Annotated in this window: 16 protein-coding genes; 3 read left to right on the forward strand and 13 right to left on the reverse strand. The window is 59.2% G+C overall.

Annotation, left to right across the window (positions count from 1 at the left end):
• Nucleotides 1-115: 115 nt before the first annotated feature.
• Nucleotides 116-883, reverse strand: a complete 768-nt coding sequence (locus JV201_RS00510; protein WP_003214768.1) for a TerC family protein — start codon at nt 881-883, stop codon at nt 116-118.
• Nucleotides 884-948: 65 nt separating this feature from the next.
• Nucleotides 949-2,256 (reverse strand): CitMHS family transporter, encoded by a 1,308-nt coding sequence (locus JV201_RS00515; RefSeq protein WP_003214766.1) that lies wholly within the window; start codon nt 2,254-2,256, stop codon nt 949-951.
• A gap of 272 nt (nt 2,257-2,528) precedes the next feature.
• Here JV201_RS00515 and JV201_RS00520 point away from each other — a divergent pair, with 272 nt between their 5' ends.
• Nucleotides 2,529-2,930, forward strand: coding sequence for a GFA family protein (locus tag JV201_RS00520; protein WP_008439652.1), 402 nt, complete (start codon nt 2,529-2,531; stop codon nt 2,928-2,930).
• On the opposite strand, the gene JV201_RS00525 is transcribed toward JV201_RS00520, so the two are convergent.
• From JV201_RS00525 to JV201_RS00575, 11 genes are all read right to left on the reverse strand, one after another.
• A complete protein-coding gene (locus tag JV201_RS00525) occupies nt 2,927-4,888 on the reverse strand; it encodes a DUF4105 domain-containing protein (protein WP_003214762.1) in 1,962 nt (653 codons plus the stop codon). The genes JV201_RS00520 and JV201_RS00525 overlap by 4 nt on opposite strands.
• Entirely contained in the window at nt 4,885-5,205 is a 321-nt protein-coding gene (locus JV201_RS00530; protein ID WP_003214760.1) for a DUF2388 domain-containing protein, read from the reverse strand. The genes JV201_RS00525 and JV201_RS00530 overlap by 4 nt, the downstream gene beginning before the upstream one ends.
• Before the next feature lie 26 nt (nt 5,206-5,231).
• On the reverse strand, nt 5,232-5,540 hold the full coding sequence (locus tag JV201_RS00535) for a DUF2388 domain-containing protein (RefSeq protein ID WP_008439654.1): 309 nt from the start codon (nt 5,538-5,540) through the stop codon (nt 5,232-5,234).
• 106 nt (nt 5,541-5,646) lie between these two features.
• Nucleotides 5,647-5,967, reverse strand: coding sequence for a DUF2388 domain-containing protein (locus JV201_RS00540; protein WP_003214756.1), 321 nt, complete (start codon nt 5,965-5,967; stop codon nt 5,647-5,649).
• 151 nt (nt 5,968-6,118) lie between these two features.
• Nucleotides 6,119-6,313 carry a DUF1127 domain-containing protein gene (locus JV201_RS00545; RefSeq protein ID WP_003214754.1) on the reverse strand — a complete coding sequence of 65 codons (195 nt, stop codon included), beginning with the start codon at nt 6,311-6,313 and terminating at the stop codon, nt 6,119-6,121.
• A gap of 262 nt (nt 6,314-6,575) precedes the next feature.
• The gene (locus tag JV201_RS00550) at nt 6,576-6,791 is read right to left on the reverse strand and encodes a DUF1127 domain-containing protein (RefSeq protein ID WP_003214752.1); all 216 of its coding nucleotides are present in this window, start codon (nt 6,789-6,791) and stop codon (nt 6,576-6,578) included.
• Between the two features lie 318 nt (nt 6,792-7,109).
• On the reverse strand, nt 7,110-8,603 hold the full coding sequence (locus JV201_RS00555) for an acetyl-CoA hydrolase/transferase family protein (RefSeq protein WP_134325506.1): 1,494 nt from the start codon (nt 8,601-8,603) through the stop codon (nt 7,110-7,112).
• Between the two features lie 179 nt (nt 8,604-8,782).
• Complete coding sequence (locus tag JV201_RS00560) at nt 8,783-10,219, reverse strand: NAD(P)(+) transhydrogenase (Re/Si-specific) subunit beta (protein WP_003214748.1); 1,437 nt, start codon at nt 10,217-10,219, stop codon at nt 8,783-8,785.
• Nucleotides 10,216-10,539 (reverse strand): NAD(P) transhydrogenase subunit alpha, encoded by a 324-nt coding sequence (locus JV201_RS00565; RefSeq protein ID WP_003170836.1) that lies wholly within the window; start codon nt 10,537-10,539, stop codon nt 10,216-10,218. Before JV201_RS00565 ends, JV201_RS00560 begins: the two co-directional genes overlap by 4 nt.
• A gap of 15 nt (nt 10,540-10,554) precedes the next feature.
• Nucleotides 10,555-11,676 carry a Re/Si-specific NAD(P)(+) transhydrogenase subunit alpha gene (locus tag JV201_RS00570; protein ID WP_003214747.1) on the reverse strand — a complete coding sequence of 374 codons (1,122 nt, stop codon included), beginning with the start codon at nt 11,674-11,676 and terminating at the stop codon, nt 10,555-10,557.
• Nucleotides 11,677-12,123: 447 nt separating this feature from the next.
• The gene (locus JV201_RS00575) at nt 12,124-13,023 is read right to left on the reverse strand and encodes a LysR family transcriptional regulator (protein WP_008439666.1); all 900 of its coding nucleotides are present in this window, start codon (nt 13,021-13,023) and stop codon (nt 12,124-12,126) included.
• A gap of 157 nt (nt 13,024-13,180) precedes the next feature.
• Between JV201_RS00575 and JV201_RS00580 the strand changes: the two genes are divergently transcribed.
• Both JV201_RS00580 and JV201_RS00585 read left to right on the forward strand, forming a co-directional pair.
• A complete protein-coding gene (locus tag JV201_RS00580) occupies nt 13,181-14,362 on the forward strand; it encodes an acyl-CoA dehydrogenase (protein ID WP_003214743.1) in 1,182 nt (393 codons plus the stop codon).
• A 13-nt stretch (nt 14,363-14,375) separates the two neighbouring features.
• Nucleotides 14,376-15,596 carry a CaiB/BaiF CoA-transferase family protein gene (locus JV201_RS00585; protein ID WP_134325507.1) on the forward strand — a complete coding sequence of 407 codons (1,221 nt, stop codon included), beginning with the start codon at nt 14,376-14,378 and terminating at the stop codon, nt 15,594-15,596.
• Nucleotides 15,597-15,649: the final 53 nt, after the last annotated feature.

The raw sequence follows: 15,649 nt of genomic DNA on the forward strand, positions 1-15,649 counted from the left end.
TCGGCGCCAGCATCGCATAGCTAAAGTCGGGATTGAAACAAAACTGTCATGAAATCAGCTTTTTGCAGATGAAAAAAAGGGGCTCTAAAGCCCCTTTTTCAGCAGCGGGTCCAGGTTATTGACCCGGAATGTCCTTGCGCAGTTTCACAGGGTCCTGCTGTTTCTTCTTTTTCGCGATGGCGGTACGCATCTTGATGTTCACCGCTTCAACCGCCAGGGAGAACGCCATGGCGAAGTAAACGTAGCCTTTTGGCACGTGAACGTCGAAGGCTTCGGCGATCAGCACAGTACCTACCACCAGCAGGAACGACAGCGCCAGCATCTTCAGCGACGGGTGTTTGTCGATGAAATCGCTGATGGTGCCAGCGGCCAGCATCATCACGAGTACGGCGACGATGATCGCGGCCACCATCACCGGTACGTGGGAAACCATACCGACGGCGGTAATCACCGAGTCCAGGGAGAACACGATGTCGATGATCGCGATCTGGATGATGGTGTAGATGAACTTGCCACCGGCGCCCTTCGGCTCGTCGTGGGTTTCGTCTTCACCTTCCAGGGCGTGGTACATCTCCTGGGAGCTTTTCCACAGCAGGAACAGGCCACCGAAGAACAGGATCAGGTCGCGGCCGGAAATGCCTTGGCCGAACACCACGAACAGATCGTCGGTGAGGCGCATGACCCAAGTGATCGACAGCAGCAACAGGATCCGCGTGACCATCGCCAGCGCCAGGCCGAAGATCCGGGTACGCGCCTGCATGTGCTTGGGCATGCGGCTGACCAGGATCGAAATCATGATGATGTTATCGATGCCCAGGACGATCTCGAGGGCCGTCAGGGTGAAGAAGGCAATCCAGATTTCCGGATTGGTCAGCCATTCCATGTGTATTCCTTTGAGCGAGTGTTAGACCGCGCCAGCCTTAAGAGCCGGCGCAGTGAGTTGTACGATTATAGAGTGCTGAACAGCGGAAAAATCCCCATCAGCAAAGCGGCGACCATTATGCACAGGCACACCAGCACCGCCCACTTGAGGGTGAAGCGCTGGTGATCGCCAAATTCGATACCCGCCAGGGCTACCAGCAAGTAGGTCGATGGAACCAGTGGGCTCAACAAGTGCACGGGCTGGCCAACGATTGAGGCGCGGGCCATTTCCACGGCAGTGATGCCGTAGTGGCTGGCGGCTTCGGCCAGTACCGGCAGAACGCCGTAGTAGAAGGCATCGTTGGACATGAAGAAGGTAAACGGCATGCTCACCAGCGCGGTGATCACGGCCAGATAAGGCCCCAGCGCGTCAGGGATGACGGCCAGCAGGCTCTTGGACATGGCATCGACCATGCCGGTACCGGACAGGATGCCGGTGAAGATACCGGCGGCGAAGATCAGGCCGGTGACCGCCAGGACGCTGCCGGCATGGGCCGCGATCCGGTCTTTCTGCATCTGCAGGCACGGGTAGTTGACGATCATCGCGATACTGAAGGCCACCATGAACAGTACCGGCAGTGGCAACAGGCCGGCGATCAAGGTGCACATCAGGGCGAAGGTCAGTGCGCCGTTGAACCAGATCAGTTTCGGACGGCGGGCGTCCGGGTATTGCGAGACGCTGATTTCGCTGTGGTCGATTTCATCGCCTTGCAGGTGCAGCTCGCCCAGGCGTGCCCGTTCGCGCTTGCCGTACATATAGGCAATCACCAGGATGGCGACGACGCCGGCGGCCATGGCTGGAATCATCGGGACGAAAATATCCGATGGGTCCACGTGCAATGCACTGGCGGCGCGGGCGGTCGGGCCACCCCATGGGGTCATGTTCATCACCCCACCGGCGAGGATGATCAGGCCGGCCATGATCCGCGGGCTCATGCCGATGCGCTGGTACAGCGGCAGCATGGCGGCCACGCAGATCATGTAGGTGGTGGCGCCGTCTCCGTCCAGTGATACCACCAGGGCCAGCACGGCGGTGCCGACCGAGACCTTCAGCGGGTCGCCCTTGACCAGCTTGAGGATCTTGCGCACGGCCGGGTCGAACAGGCCGGAGTCGATCATCAAGGCGAAATAGAGGATGGCAAACATCAGCATTACGCCGGTCGGCGCAAGCTTGGTGATGCCCGCGAGCATCATCGGGCCGATCTGCGGGGCAAAGCCGCCGAACAGCGCGAACAGGATCGGTACGATGATCAGGGCGATCAGCGCAGACAGGCGCTTGGTCATGATCAGGAACATGAACGTGATGACCATGGCAAAGCCAAGGAAAGTCAGCATAGGAGTACTCCAGGCGTAGCGCGGCTAGGGAATGGCGAACCGGTTGGGTCAGCGCAGAACGAAAGGCACGAGGCGTACGGGTGGAGTCGGGGCAAACAGGCGGGTACGAGCGGACATCGGGAATCACCATTGTTGTTGTTAACAACCGGTCTGTTGCCGGTAGTGGTGGGCGATCCTAGTCCCGGAAGCTTTCAGCCAGCTTTCGCTTGAGAAACGGGCTACGTTGAATGGACGACTGGTCCTGTATGAAATAAGGATGTGGGAGACAGAGCATGCATGAGCAACACCAAGGCGGCTGCCATTGCGGGCGGGTGCGTTATCAGTTCAGCGGGGCGTTGGTGGATATTGCCCACTGCCACTGTTCGATTTGCCGGCGGGTCAGCGGCGGCTTGGTGACGACCTGGATCACCCTGCCCCGTTCCGCATTCGCCTGGGTGGCGGGAACGCCGGCGCAGTACGAATCTTCGCCGACATGCGTGCGGTATTTCTGTTCTAACTGTGGGGCGCATTTGGCGCTGGTAACGCAACTGAGTGCCGAGAGTATCGATGTGACCATCGCAACCCTGGATCACCCGGAGCTGGCCCCGGCAGATCGGCACATCTGGGTAGAGAGCCGATTGCCGTGGTTACACCTGGATGAGCAACTACCGGAAGAAGCCGGAGAAGCGCTCTAGGGCAGTTCGAACCCGCCGGAGGCCTTGTGCAGTGCGCGCAAGTGCTCGCCTAGCTGCTTGAGGTTGGCTTCACATGCGGCAATCTCCGCCGCGCGGGCCGGTTCCAGCAGCGCCCTCACCTCTTTGTCCAGATCGCCGGTCAGCGACTGCAACTGCTTCTGGCGCGCGGCGCTCTCTGATTCCAGGCGTTTGGATTCTGTTGGTTGTGGCAAGCCGTAACCGCTGGTGCCCAGCAGCTCTGCCGGGCGACTGAGGAAGCCACTGTTGGCAAGGATCTGCTGCAACGTCGCGTTGGCCTTTTCCATGCCGCCGTTCTTCAGCTCGCGGGCGCCAAGGTAGCGTTGCTTGACTTCATCCTGGGCCAGCATGAGCTGCTTGCGGAAGCTCGCCTGTTCCAGCAGCAACAAGGCGGCGCTGGCGCGCAGGTCGGCTTCGGCGAACCATGGGCGGCGCTCTTCGGCACTCAGTGACAACCAATCCTCCACTTCAGCCTGTTTGATCGGCAGGCGCTTTTTCAACACCTCGAACATCGCCTGGTAGCGCTCGCGGAAGGAGTCGAAGTGATAGCCGAGGCGCAGCGCGCGTTTTTTGTCGTCCAGCACACTGGTATCGGCCAGGCCTCGGCCCTTGAGGACTTCCAGCAGGCCATTGGGCGTGATGTTGTCCAGGCCGGTCAGCTGCGGGTTGGCGCTGCCGCTGCGTAACAGTTTCAGGCTCTCTACTGCGCAGTTGTTGGAGATGAAGAAGTAGTTGCCGTCGTAGCTCCAGTGCATTTCGGCGGCGTGTTCGACGGTATCGTTGATCTCCTGGCGCGTGAGCTTCAACGGCACCGACGCCAGGCCGCGCAGCTCGGTCTTGGTGTACTCGTCAATGACCTGAGACAGCGGCAGCACGAACAGCCGCGACGGGTATTTGCCGATCAGGCCGTCCCAGCTCGACAGTTGTACGTCACCGACAAACGCGCGGTAGGACAACACCAGGTGCTGGTCCAGGTCCAGGCGGCAGTCCGGGCCCCGTGGCCGGCCGGGGGCGCAGATCACCAGGCGCAGCATGCTGTGGCCCCAGCGACTCACGAGGTTCTGGTTGGCTTCGGCCAGCAGGTAGTCGATTTCGTAGACCCGCTCGGGGTCGACCTGGCCCAGTGGAGTCTTGGCGAAGTCGTTGCCGGCGTTGAGGAAGGCGTAGGTTTTGGCACAGGTGTCCTTGGCGGGCGGCGCCCAGCCAAAGTGTTCCTTGTAATAGCGGTACAGCGAAGGCCGGCGGCAGGCATAGCTCGGGTCGAGGAGGAAGTACTCCATGTTGACGGCGACGAATTCCAGCGGGCTGGTGGTTTCGTAGATGTCCGGGCTGCGGGCGACCTGATGGTTGTTCTGTTCACGTTCGCCGCGACGGCCGACGTATTGCGGCCACCCGGCGAGGTCCAGCAGGCGTGGGTCATCGCTGAGGGTAAAGCGGCGGTCGTTCTGGCCCCGGCATTGATCGGGCAGGCCGATCAGGCCGGTGATGTTGTTCTGGCGGCTGCAACGCTGGATCAGCTTGCGGTCGGCGCTGGACCACAGGCGGGCACGGTCATAGATGTGGGTCAGTTCATGCAGCACGGTGGCGAGCATTTCCCGGCGCACGGTGCCGTGGGGGCGATTGGTTTTTTGCGTCGCGGCACTGCCGTCGGTAAGGCTTTCCAGCAAGTTGCTGTTGAGGTCCAGTTCGGACACCAGCGAAGCCTGGCCGTAGGCGTTCTCGGGCATCTTGTCGGTCCAGCCGACGTCGATGGTCCGGTCCAGTTGCTCGATGAAGCGCGGCGGCAACGCCTGCATCGCTTCATCCAGCAATGCCTGGCTCGCCTGCTGCTGGGCCGGGCTCAAGCCATCGGTCTTGAGCCGCAGTTGCAGGGCGGCCTGAGCCGCGCTGGCGCCCAGCAGCAAGGTGCCGGCCAGTAGCCAGGCGGCAATGCGCCTCACAGAGAGAGGATAGCTTCGGCGAGGACCTGGTCGCTGGCGTCGCGGGCTTCCGGCACGCGGGTTCGCAGGGTGTCGAAGGCGGCTTCCAGTTGAGCGCCACGAATCTCGCCATTGCTGGCAACGAAACTGGCGGCATCGTCGTGGGCTTCGCGTACGACTTTGGAGTCGCGGATGGACGTGGTGGTGTCCGAGGTGAAATCGATGGTACGGGCCGAGGCTCGGACGATGATGTTACTGGTGGCCTTCAGGGTTTGTGCCTGGGCAACACCGGCCAACAACAGCAGGCCGAGAGCGGCGGCGATCAGCGGGCTACGCATGGAATGACTCCGAAATACAAAGATGATTATTGGACGAGAATTGCTTGCGCCAGTTCAAGGTCACTGGCGTTAAGTTTTGGCTGGGTATGGCGCAGATAATCCAGCGCTGATTCCAGTCGGGCTCCCCGCCATTGGCCGTCAGTGGCAATGAAAGCGGCAGCGTCATCCTGGGCGGCCAGTATCAGTTTATGGTCGAACGGTGCGGAGGTCACTTTGCTGGTGGCATACGCACTGACAACGAGGCTCTGGGTGGACAGGTCAAAGGCCGGAGCTTGCGTGGACCAGCAGGTGCAAAACACTACGGGAGCGATCAACAGGCGGTATGAAAAAGCCATGGGACTCGACAACTGAAAACGAGCGCCAAGGCTAGCGCAATGCCCGGGCGAGAGCCAGCGCGGAGGGTTCGGGGAGCGCCTGGCGCCCCCTTTAACCCACCTGCGGTCAGATGGCCAGGATCGCCTGGGCCAGCTGCGCGTCAGTCGCGGTATTCAGTTGTGGAGCCTGTTGGCGGATCTGGGCCAGGGCGCTTTCCAGTTTTACGCCACGGATGGCGCCTTCGCTGGCAACGAAGCTGGCGGCGTCGTCACGGGCAGCACGTACGACCTTGTTGTCACGCAGGGAGGAAGTGGCATCGGAGGTGGCGTCTGAGGTGGCTTTCAGTGCGCCGACGATCGAATCCGTGGTCACGATCAGGCTGGAGGCGTTGGCATTGGCAACCAGGGCCAGCAGAGCTGCAGCGCTCAGCAGGTGAAGACGGGACATGGGGTGACTCCTGTAAATGAACGAAAGGGTGGCACAAAGCTACTGCTTGAGCAGCGAGACCATGGGCATCAGACGCCCGTTCTACAGGGTTCGCCACGTGGTAGCCGGATATTAGCCGCCGCTTATCTGTTCGGATAGCTTCCTGCGGTGATTACTCGCGCCAGAACGATTTGGCCAGCTCAGATGCCCGGTCGCCGTGACTGATACCCGCATCGGACAATTCCCGCGGATCCAGTTGAGCCAGCAGCCTGCGTGTGCGGGCCCGTTGCCCCCAGCAGACGAGTGCTGCAGCGGTGCGCTTGAGTAGCTGTATCAACCGAGGGTGTTGCTGGTTTTTGGTATTCATGACGCGCGCCTTTCATGAGGTCCTGGAACACCATCTTGGGCTGGAGGGTGCTACCGGTACAGATACACGCGGGTTAAATTGTACTGCTTAATTGTTATATTTTTTAAACTGTATCGGTCTGTAGAAAGCCGACTGTTTTCGCCATTGAAAATCCAAACCCCAGAAACAGCAGAACCCGCCGCCGGTTACCCGGGGCGGGTTCTGCTTTAACAATTCGGAGTGCTGGCGGTGGACCCGGTGGGTCAGGGCCAGCGGACGCTAATTAGCGCCAGAACGGCTTGCTCAGCTCTTCGTAGCGTTGTGCTTCGCTGATACCGGCGTCAGCCAGCAGACGCGAATCCAGACGAGCCAGTTGATGGCGGCTGGAGATGCGGCGCTGCCACAACATCAGGTTGGCGAGAACGCGCAGAGGCAGGGAAGCCTGGGTGTTTACAGCTTTTTCTTCGAAGAACAGATCGGAACTGAGTGTACGTTCCATGATGACATCCTTCCGCTTGTGGCGGGATTAGGTAGTGGTTTAACTGGTGCCAATGATCCTCCTCCCGCGCAAGACTCTCTAGATACAGTTCACCTGTATTGTGAGGGGCCAGTTAACTGTTTATAGGGGCTGTACTGTACGAAATTGGGGCAACTGTACCTATCGGCACTTTTATGGTGCGTTTTAGGCGTTTATGGAGTTCGAGATAGGATATTTCAGTAGGAAATGACCGGTACAGCAGTACAGTTTTTTATAAAACTTGGGCTCATAAGCTCGGGCTGATGAAACTGTGTTTGCATCAGCCCGAATCTGTATCAATCACGCCTTCAGCATATGCCCAGTTTCTTCCAGGTTGATGTGCCAACTCAGTGCTTCTCGCAGGATATGCGGGGTGTGCCCGCCCAGCACACAGGCTTGGGTGAAGTAGGTGTTCAGGGCATCGCGGTACGCCGGGTGCACACAGTTGTCGATGATGACCCGAGCCCGCTCCCGCGGCGCCAGGCCCCGCAGGTCCGCCAGGCCGACCTCGGTCACGAGGATGTCGACGTCATGCTCGGTATGGTCCACATGGCTGACCATTGGCACCACGCTGGAAATCGCGCCGGCCTTGGCAATCGACTTGCTGACAAAGATCGCCAGGTGCGCGTTGCGCGCGAAGTCGCCCGAGCCGCCAATTCCGTTCATCATCCGGGTGCCGCAGACGTGGGTGGAGTTGACGTTGCCATAGATGTCGAACTCCAGCGCGGTGTTAATGCCGATGATGCCCAGGCGCCGCACCACTTCCGGGTGATTGGAGATTTCCTGGGGCCGCAGCACCAATTTGTCTTTGTAGCGCTCCAGGTTGCCGAACACGTCGGCGTTGCGCCGTTCCGACAATGTGATCGAACTGCCTGAGGCAAAGCTCAGCTTGCCTGCGTCGATCAGGTCGAATGTGGAATCCTGTAGGACTTCCGAATACATCGTCAGGTCTTCGAAGGGCGACTCGATCAAACCGCACATCACCGCATTGGCAATGTTGCCGATGCCTGCCTGCAGCGGGCCGAGCTTGTTGGTCATGCGTCCGGCGTCGACTTCTTCTTTAAGGAAGTTGATCAGGTGATTGGCGATCGACTGGGTGTCGCTGTCGGGCGGCGTCACGGTGGAGGCCGAATCCGCCTGATTGGTGATGACGATCGCGACGATCTTTTCCGGCGGAATCGGAATCGCGGTGCTACCGATACGGTCGTCCACGGCCACCAGCGGAATTGGCGTGCGGGTCGGGCGATAGCTCGGGATATAGATGTCGTGCAGGCCTTCCAGGTTCGGGTTATGCGCCATGTTGATCTCGACGATCACCTGCTTGGCGAAAATCGCGAAACTGGCGGAGTTGCCCACGGAAGTGGTTGGCACAATGTGGCCTTGCTCGGTGATCGCTACGGCTTCGATCACCGCGATGTCCGGTAGCTTGAGCTGATTGTTGCGCAGCTGCTCGACGGTTTCCGACAAATGTTGGTCGATAAACATCACCTCGCCGGCGTTGATCGCCTTGCGCAGGGTGCTATCCACCTGGAATGGCATGCGTCGCGACAGTACACCGGCCTCGGTCAGTTGCTTGTCCAGGTCGTTGCCCAGGCTGGCGCCGGTCATCAGGGTAATTTTCAGCGGTGATGTCTTGGCGCGTTCGGCCAAGGCGTGGGGCACGGCCTTGGCTTCACCGGCGCGGGTGAAGCCGCTCATGCCGACGGTCATGCCGTCCTGGATCAGTGCGGCAGCGTCAGCCGCGCTCATGACCTTGTTCAACAACGAAGGCAAGCGGATACGATCACGGTACATGGATTGTTATCTCGGGCTACGGAAGCAAGATGCGCAGTCTAGTGATTTCAAAAAATTTCGTCCCGCTACCATGGTCGAATGCCAGGCAGCGATTTAGAGCCTTTTGTCGGTTTTTACCGGCAATAAAAAACCCCAGCCTACTAAAGGCCAGGGTTTTGGGTATTGCGCTGGCGCAGTGTTTATTCGACGGCCTTGACCATGTCTTCGATGACCTTCTTGGCGTCGCCGAAGACCATCATGGTCTTGTCCAGGTAGAACAGTTCGTTGTCCAGGCCGGCATAGCCGCTGGCCATCGAGCGCTTGTTGACGATGATGGTCTTGGCCTTGAACGCTTCGAGGATCGGCATGCCCGCGATGGGAGACTTGGGATCGTTCTTGGCGGCCGGGTTGACCACGTCGTTGGCGCCTAGCACCAGCACCACGTCGGCCTGGCCGAACTCGGAGTTGATGTCTTCCATCTCGAACACCTGGTCGTAAGGCACTTCTGCCTCGGCCAGCAATACGTTCATGTGACCAGGCATACGGCCTGCAACCGGGTGGATCGCGTACTTCACGGTCACGCCGCGGTGGGTCAGCTTCTCGGTCAGCTCTTTCAGCGCATGTTGTGCCCGTGCCACCGCCAGGCCGTAGCCCGGTACGATGATTACGGTGTCGGCGTTGGTCAGCAGGAAGGTTGCATCGTCAGCCGAGCCGGATTTCACCGGGCGCGCTTCTTTCGAGCCGGCCGGGCCGGCGGCGTCTGCCGTGTTGCCGAAACCGCCGAGCAGTACATTAAAGAAGGAGCGGTTCATCGCCTTGCACATGATGTACGACAGGATCGCACCGCTTGAACCCACCAGCGAACCGGCGATGATCAGCATCGAGTTGTTCAGCGAGAAGCCGATCCCCGCCGCAGCCCAGCCGGAGTAGCTGTTGAGCATCGAGACGACCACCGGCATGTCGGCGCCGCCAATCGGGATAATGATCAGCACGCCCAGCACGAACGCCAGGGCCAGCATCAATGCGAAGGCGCTGAGGTTGCCGGTGAACATGAAGGCCAGGCCCAGGCCCAGCGTCAACAGCCCCAGCACCAGGTTCAGCTTGTGCTGACCGCCGAACTGTACCGGTGCGCCCTGAAACAGGCGGAACTTGTACTTACCCGACAGCTTGCCGAAGGCGATGACCGAGCCGGAGAACGTAATTGCACCGATGGCTGCACCGAGGAACAACTCCAGGCGGTTACCGGCGGGGATCGAATCCCCCAGGTGTTTCACGATACCCAGCGACTGTGGTTCCACGACTGCGGCGATGGCGATAAACACTGCAGCCAGGCCGATCATGCTGTGCATGAACGCCACCAGCTCCGGCATCTTGGTCATTTCCACGCGCTTGGCCATGATCGAGCCGGCGGTGCCGCCGACCAGCAGGCCAACGATGACGTAGCCAATTCCGGCAGTGGCCAGCTCGGCGCCGAGCTTATAGATGAGGCCCACGGTGGTGAGCACTGCCAGCGCCATGCCGAGCATGCCGAACAGGTTGCCGCGCCGGGACGTCGTCGGGTGTGACAGGCCTTTAAGTGCCTGGATAAAGCAGATCGACGCGATCAGGTAGAGCGTCGTGACCAGATTCATGCTCATGACGATGGCGCCTCTTCTTTTACTTTCGGGGCTTTCTTCTTGAACATCTCAAGCATCCTGCGGGTAACCAGGAAGCCACCGAACACGTTGACCGCCGCGAGGGCTACGGCCAGGGTGCCCATGGTCTTGCCCAGTGGTGTCACGGTGAGTGCGGCTGCCAGCATGGCGCCGACGATCACGATCGCCGAAATCGCGTTGGTCACGGCCATCAGCGGGGTGTGCAGGGCCGGGGTGACGTTCCAGACCACGTGATAGCCGACATAAATCGCCAGCACGAAGATGATCAGGTTGTAGATACCGGGGGAAATAAGCTCTTCCATCGTCTGAATCCCTGCTTAGGCGTTTTTGCGGATGACTTGGCCGTCGCGGCACATCAGGCACGCGGCGACGATGTCGTCTTCGAGGTTGATTTCAAACTGCCCTTCCTTGGTGAAGACCAGCTTCAGGAAGTCCAGCAGGTTGCGTGCGTACAGCGCCGAGGCATCGGCGGCGACGGCGCCGGCCAGGTTGGTCGGGCCGCAGATGGTCACACCGTTTTCCACGACCACCTGGTCTGCCACGGTCAGCGGGCAGTTGCCGCCCTGGGCTGCGGCGAGGTCGATGACCACCGAGCCTGGCTTCATCTGTGCGACGGTCTCGGCGCTGAGCAGGGTCGGTGCCTTGCGACCCGGAATCAATGCGGTGGTGATGACGATGTCGGCTTGCTTGGCACGTTCATGCACGGCCAGGGCCTGGCGCTGCATCCAGCTTGTTGGCATTGGGCGCGCGTAACCGCCCACGCCAACCGCGCATTCACGTTCTTCATCAGTTTCGTATGGCACGTCGACGAACTTGGCGCCCAGGGATTCGATCTGTTCCTTTACCGCCGGACGCACGTCGGACGCTTCGATGACCGCACCCAGGCGTTTCGCGGTAGCGATCGCCTGCAGCCCTGCTACACCAGCTCCAAGAATCAGCACGCGAGCGGCTTTCACCGTTCCGGCGGCGGTCATCAGCATTGGCATGAAGCGTGGGTAGTGATGGGCGGCGAGCAGTACAGCCTTGTAGCCGGCAATGTTTGCCTGGGAAGAAAGCACATCCAGGCTCTGCGCGCGGGAGGTGCGCGGCGCGGCCTCAAGGGCAAAGGCCGTGATGCCATGCTCGGCCAGTCGAGTGATGGTTTCGTTGCTGAACGGATTGAGCATGCCCACCAGCACTGCGCCGCTTTTGATCAGCGTCAGTTCGCTGTCATTGGGGGCTACTACCTTGAGGATCAGCTCGGCGCCGAATGCATCACTGGCGTTGCCAATGGTTGCGCCTGCCGCTTCATAGGCACTGTCGACGACACTGGCATTGATGCCTGCCCCGCTTTGCACAGTGACCTTGTGGCCCTGGCCGATCAGCTTCTTGATGGTTTCCGGGGTGGCAGCCACCCGCGTTTCACCGGTCTGGGTTTCGAGAGGAACACCAATGTGCACGTCAAATCTCCTGCATGATCTTTTTGCTTTGATTTTTGTAAAAGGCCAGTGCGCCACGACAGGCGAATCTGGGCGGCCGATCAGCACGATCCCGCTGAAATACAGCGGGGCGCGGCATTTTGCAGGCGAACTTTACGGCCTTCAAGAGATTATGACGGGTGACGAAAAATTAACTACAAGTCACCCCGTGACCGATTGTCGCAATGGATAGATTAAAGTCGTTTAAATACAGGAGATTAAAGAGTTTTTACCGAAATATCAGCGCTTCTCCATCGCCGACGTGAATGCTTGGGCATCGCTGCAATTTTATGGCTACAGGCCAATACCTACATGGCTTAAAGGCCATTTCAGGGTCAAAAGATGCGGTCTTCTAAATTGCGACATATATATACATATGTAGGTATTTTATTTTGTTGACTACAAAGTTAATAAATTGACGAAGACCCTTTAGATATTGGGGTTGTAACGATGCGACTGATCAATCAGCCAGTCTCTGAACGCATGCAGAGAAGCTGATTCGACCTTTCTCTCGGGAATCATCAGGTAGTAAGCCTTTGAGCTCGCCAGTACCTGAGGGCTGGCAATCACCAAGTGCCCATCGCTCAGTTCCCTTTGAATAAGGAACGGCGGTATCAGTGCAATGCCCATATCGTGCATGGCTGCCTGGGACAACATGGAGAATAGCTCGTAACGCGGGCCTGTCATGTCGCGGGGTATGTCCAGCTGTTGCGCGTTGAACCACTGGCGCCAGGCATAGGGTCGAGTGGTTTGTTGCAGCAGGGGCAGTTCGGCGATTTCGTGTGCAGTGAAGTGCGTGCGACCGTCCAGCAAGCGCTGGCTGCATACCGGGAGCGGGTTTTCTCCCATCAGTTTGTGGGATTCGGTACCGGACCAGTCGGCATCGCCAAAGTAGATTGCCGCGTCGAATTCGGTATCGGCGAACAGGAAAGGCCGTGTGCGGTTGGTCAGGTTGACGGTGACTTCGGGATGCTGGTGCTGAAAGTCCTTGAGGCGTGGGATCAGCCATTGGGTGCCGAACGTCGGGACCACCGCCAGTTCAATAACGTTGGTGCCCTGCTGTCCCATGATCGAAAGGGTGTCGCGTTCCACGGCGTCAAGTTGCGTAGCCACCCGGCGACTGTAGGAAAGCCCTGCTTCTGTCAGTTTCACGCCCCGGCGCGAGCGTCGAAACAGCTCGACACTTAAAAACTCCTCAAGACTGGCGATTTGTCGGCAGATTGCGCCCTGGGTGATCGAAAGCTCCTGTGCCGCCTTGGTAAAGCTCTCGTGGCGGGCTGCAGCCTCGAAACTGACCAACGCCGTGGTGCTGGGAATTTTTCTTCGCATGTACCGTGACCTCACAAGTAAAGAGCATCTATGCCGCTTTTGAATGTTACGGAGTGAGAAATTAGCACAAGGCTATGCAAAATCCTCGTTTGCCCTCCTCGCCTGCCCGGCCTAGGCTCCATGCACGACTTTTGATTTACTTCGCGAGGACTCACTCATGGGCGGTAAGGCAAGCTTCAACTGGATCGATCCACTGCTGCTGGATTCACAGCTCACCGAAGAAGAACGCATGGTGCGCGACAGTGCCCAACAGTTCGCCCAGGACAAGCTGGCGCCCCGTGTTCTCGAAGCCTTCCGCCATGAAAAGACTGACCCTGCGATCTTCCGCGAAATGGGTGAGACCGGCCTGCTGGGGGCGATGATTCCAGAGCAGTACGGTGGCAGTGGATTGAACTACGTCAGCTATGGCCTGATCGCTCGTGAAGTAGAGCGTGTGGACTCTGGCTACCGTTCGATGATGAGTGTGCAGTCCTCACTGGTGATGGTGCCTATCAATGAATTCGGTACCGAAGCGCAAAAGCAGAAATACCTGCCGAAGCTGGCCTCTGGTGAATGGATTGGCTGCTTTGGCCTGACCGAGCCTAACCATGGTTCCGACCCGGGCGCGATGATTACCCGCGCGCGCAAAGTGGATGGCGGCTACAGCCTCACTGGCAGCAAGATGTGGATTACCAACAGCCCGATTGCGGATGTGTTCGTGGTGTGGGGCAAGGACGATGCGGGCGACATTCGCGGCTTCGTGCTGGAAAAGGGTTGGAAAGGCCTGAGTGCTCCGGCGATCCACGGCAAGGTCGGATTGCGCGCCTCGATCACCGGTGAAATCGTCATGGATAACGTGTTTGTTCCTGAAGAGAACATCTTCCCGGATGTGCGTGGCCTGAAAGGACCGTTCACTTGCCTTAACTCGGCACGCTACGGGATCTCGTGGGGTGCCTTGGGGGCCGCGGAGTTCTGCTGGCATACCGCGCGTCAGTACACCCTTGATCGCCAGCAGTTCGGGCGGCCTTTGGCGGCTACTCAACTGATCCAGAAGAAGCTCGCAGACATGCAGACTGAAATCACCCTGGCGCTGCAAGGATGCCTGCGGTTGGGTCGTATGAAGGATGAGGGCACTGCGGCTGTGGAAATCACCTCGATCATGAAGCGTAACTCGTGTGGCAAGTCGCTCGACATTGCCCGGATGGCGCGTGACATGCTCGGTGGTAACGGCATCTCGGATGAGTTCGGCATTGCCCGCCACCTGGTCAACCTTGAAGTGGTGAATACCTATGAGGGTACTCACGACGTGCATGCATTGATCCTGGGGCGAGCGCAAACCGGTATTCAGGCGTTCTATTAATAGGAGAACGACCATGGGCGCGCTTTCGCACCTGCGGGTACTGGATTTGTCGCGAGTGCTGGCGGGCCCTTGGGCCGGGCAGATACTTGCAGACCTTGGCGCTGAAGTGATCAAGGTCGAGCGGCCCGGGAATGGCGACGACACTCGTGCCTGGGGGCCACCCTTCCTCAAGGATGCGTATGGGGAAAACACCACTGAGGCGGCGTATTACCTGTCTGCCAATCGCAACAAGGAATCGGTGACGATCGACTTCACGCGGCCGGAGGGCCAGAAGCTGGTGCGTGACCTGGCGGCGAAGTCCGACATTCTGATCGAGAACTTCAAGGTAGGCGGCTTGGCGGCCTATGGGTTGGACTATGAGTCGCTCAAGGAGATCAATCCGGAGTTGATCTACTGCTCGATTACCGGGTTTGGTCAAACCGGGCCCTATGCGACGCGGGCGGGCTACGACTTCATGATCCAGGGGCTTGGCGGGCTGATGAGCCTGACTGGCCGCCCGGAGGGTGAAGACGGCGCCGGGCCGGTCAAGGTTGGCGTGGCGCTGACGGATATTCTTACGGGGCTTTACTCGACAGTTGCGATCCTGGCGGCCATGGCTCACCGGGATCATGATGGTGGTGGCCAGCATATCGATATGGCGTTGCTGGATGTGCAGGTGGCTTGTCTGGCTAATCAGGCGATGAACTACCTGACGACGGGCGTCTCTCCAAAGCGCCTGGGTAACGCTCATCCGAATATCGTTCCCTATCAGGATTTTCCTACGGCGGATGGCGACTTCATTCTTACTGTGGGTAATGATGGGCAGTTCCGCAAATTTGCCGAAGTGGCTGGGCAGCCCCAGTGGGCGGATGATCCTAGGTTTGCTACTAATAAGCTGCGAGTGGCTAACAGGGCGGTGCTGATTCCGTTGATCCGTCAGGCTACCGTGTTCAAGAGCACGGCTGAATGGGTAGTTCAGCTGGAGCGAGTAGGTGTGCCTTGCGGCCCGATCAATGACCTGGCGCAGGTGTTTGCCGATCCTCAGGTGAAAGCGCGCGGGTTGGCGATGCAGTTGCCTCATGCGTTGGCTGGTACTGTGCCCCAGGTGGCAAGTCCTATGCGCCTGTCCAAGACGCCTGTTGAATACCGCAGCGCACCTCCGCTGTTGGGTGAGCATACCCATCAGGTGCTGCAGCAAGTGCTGGGTTTGACGCCAGCGAATGTGTCAGCTTTGAGGGAGGCCGGGGTCATCTGAAGCTTCTCTTCTATATAGAGGGTTGTTGAGGCTCTCTATATAGAGGGAAGTTG

It is taken from the genome of Pseudomonas sp. Colony2 (genome assembly GCF_019382755.1).
Classification (GTDB): domain Bacteria; phylum Pseudomonadota; class Gammaproteobacteria; order Pseudomonadales; family Pseudomonadaceae; genus Aquipseudomonas.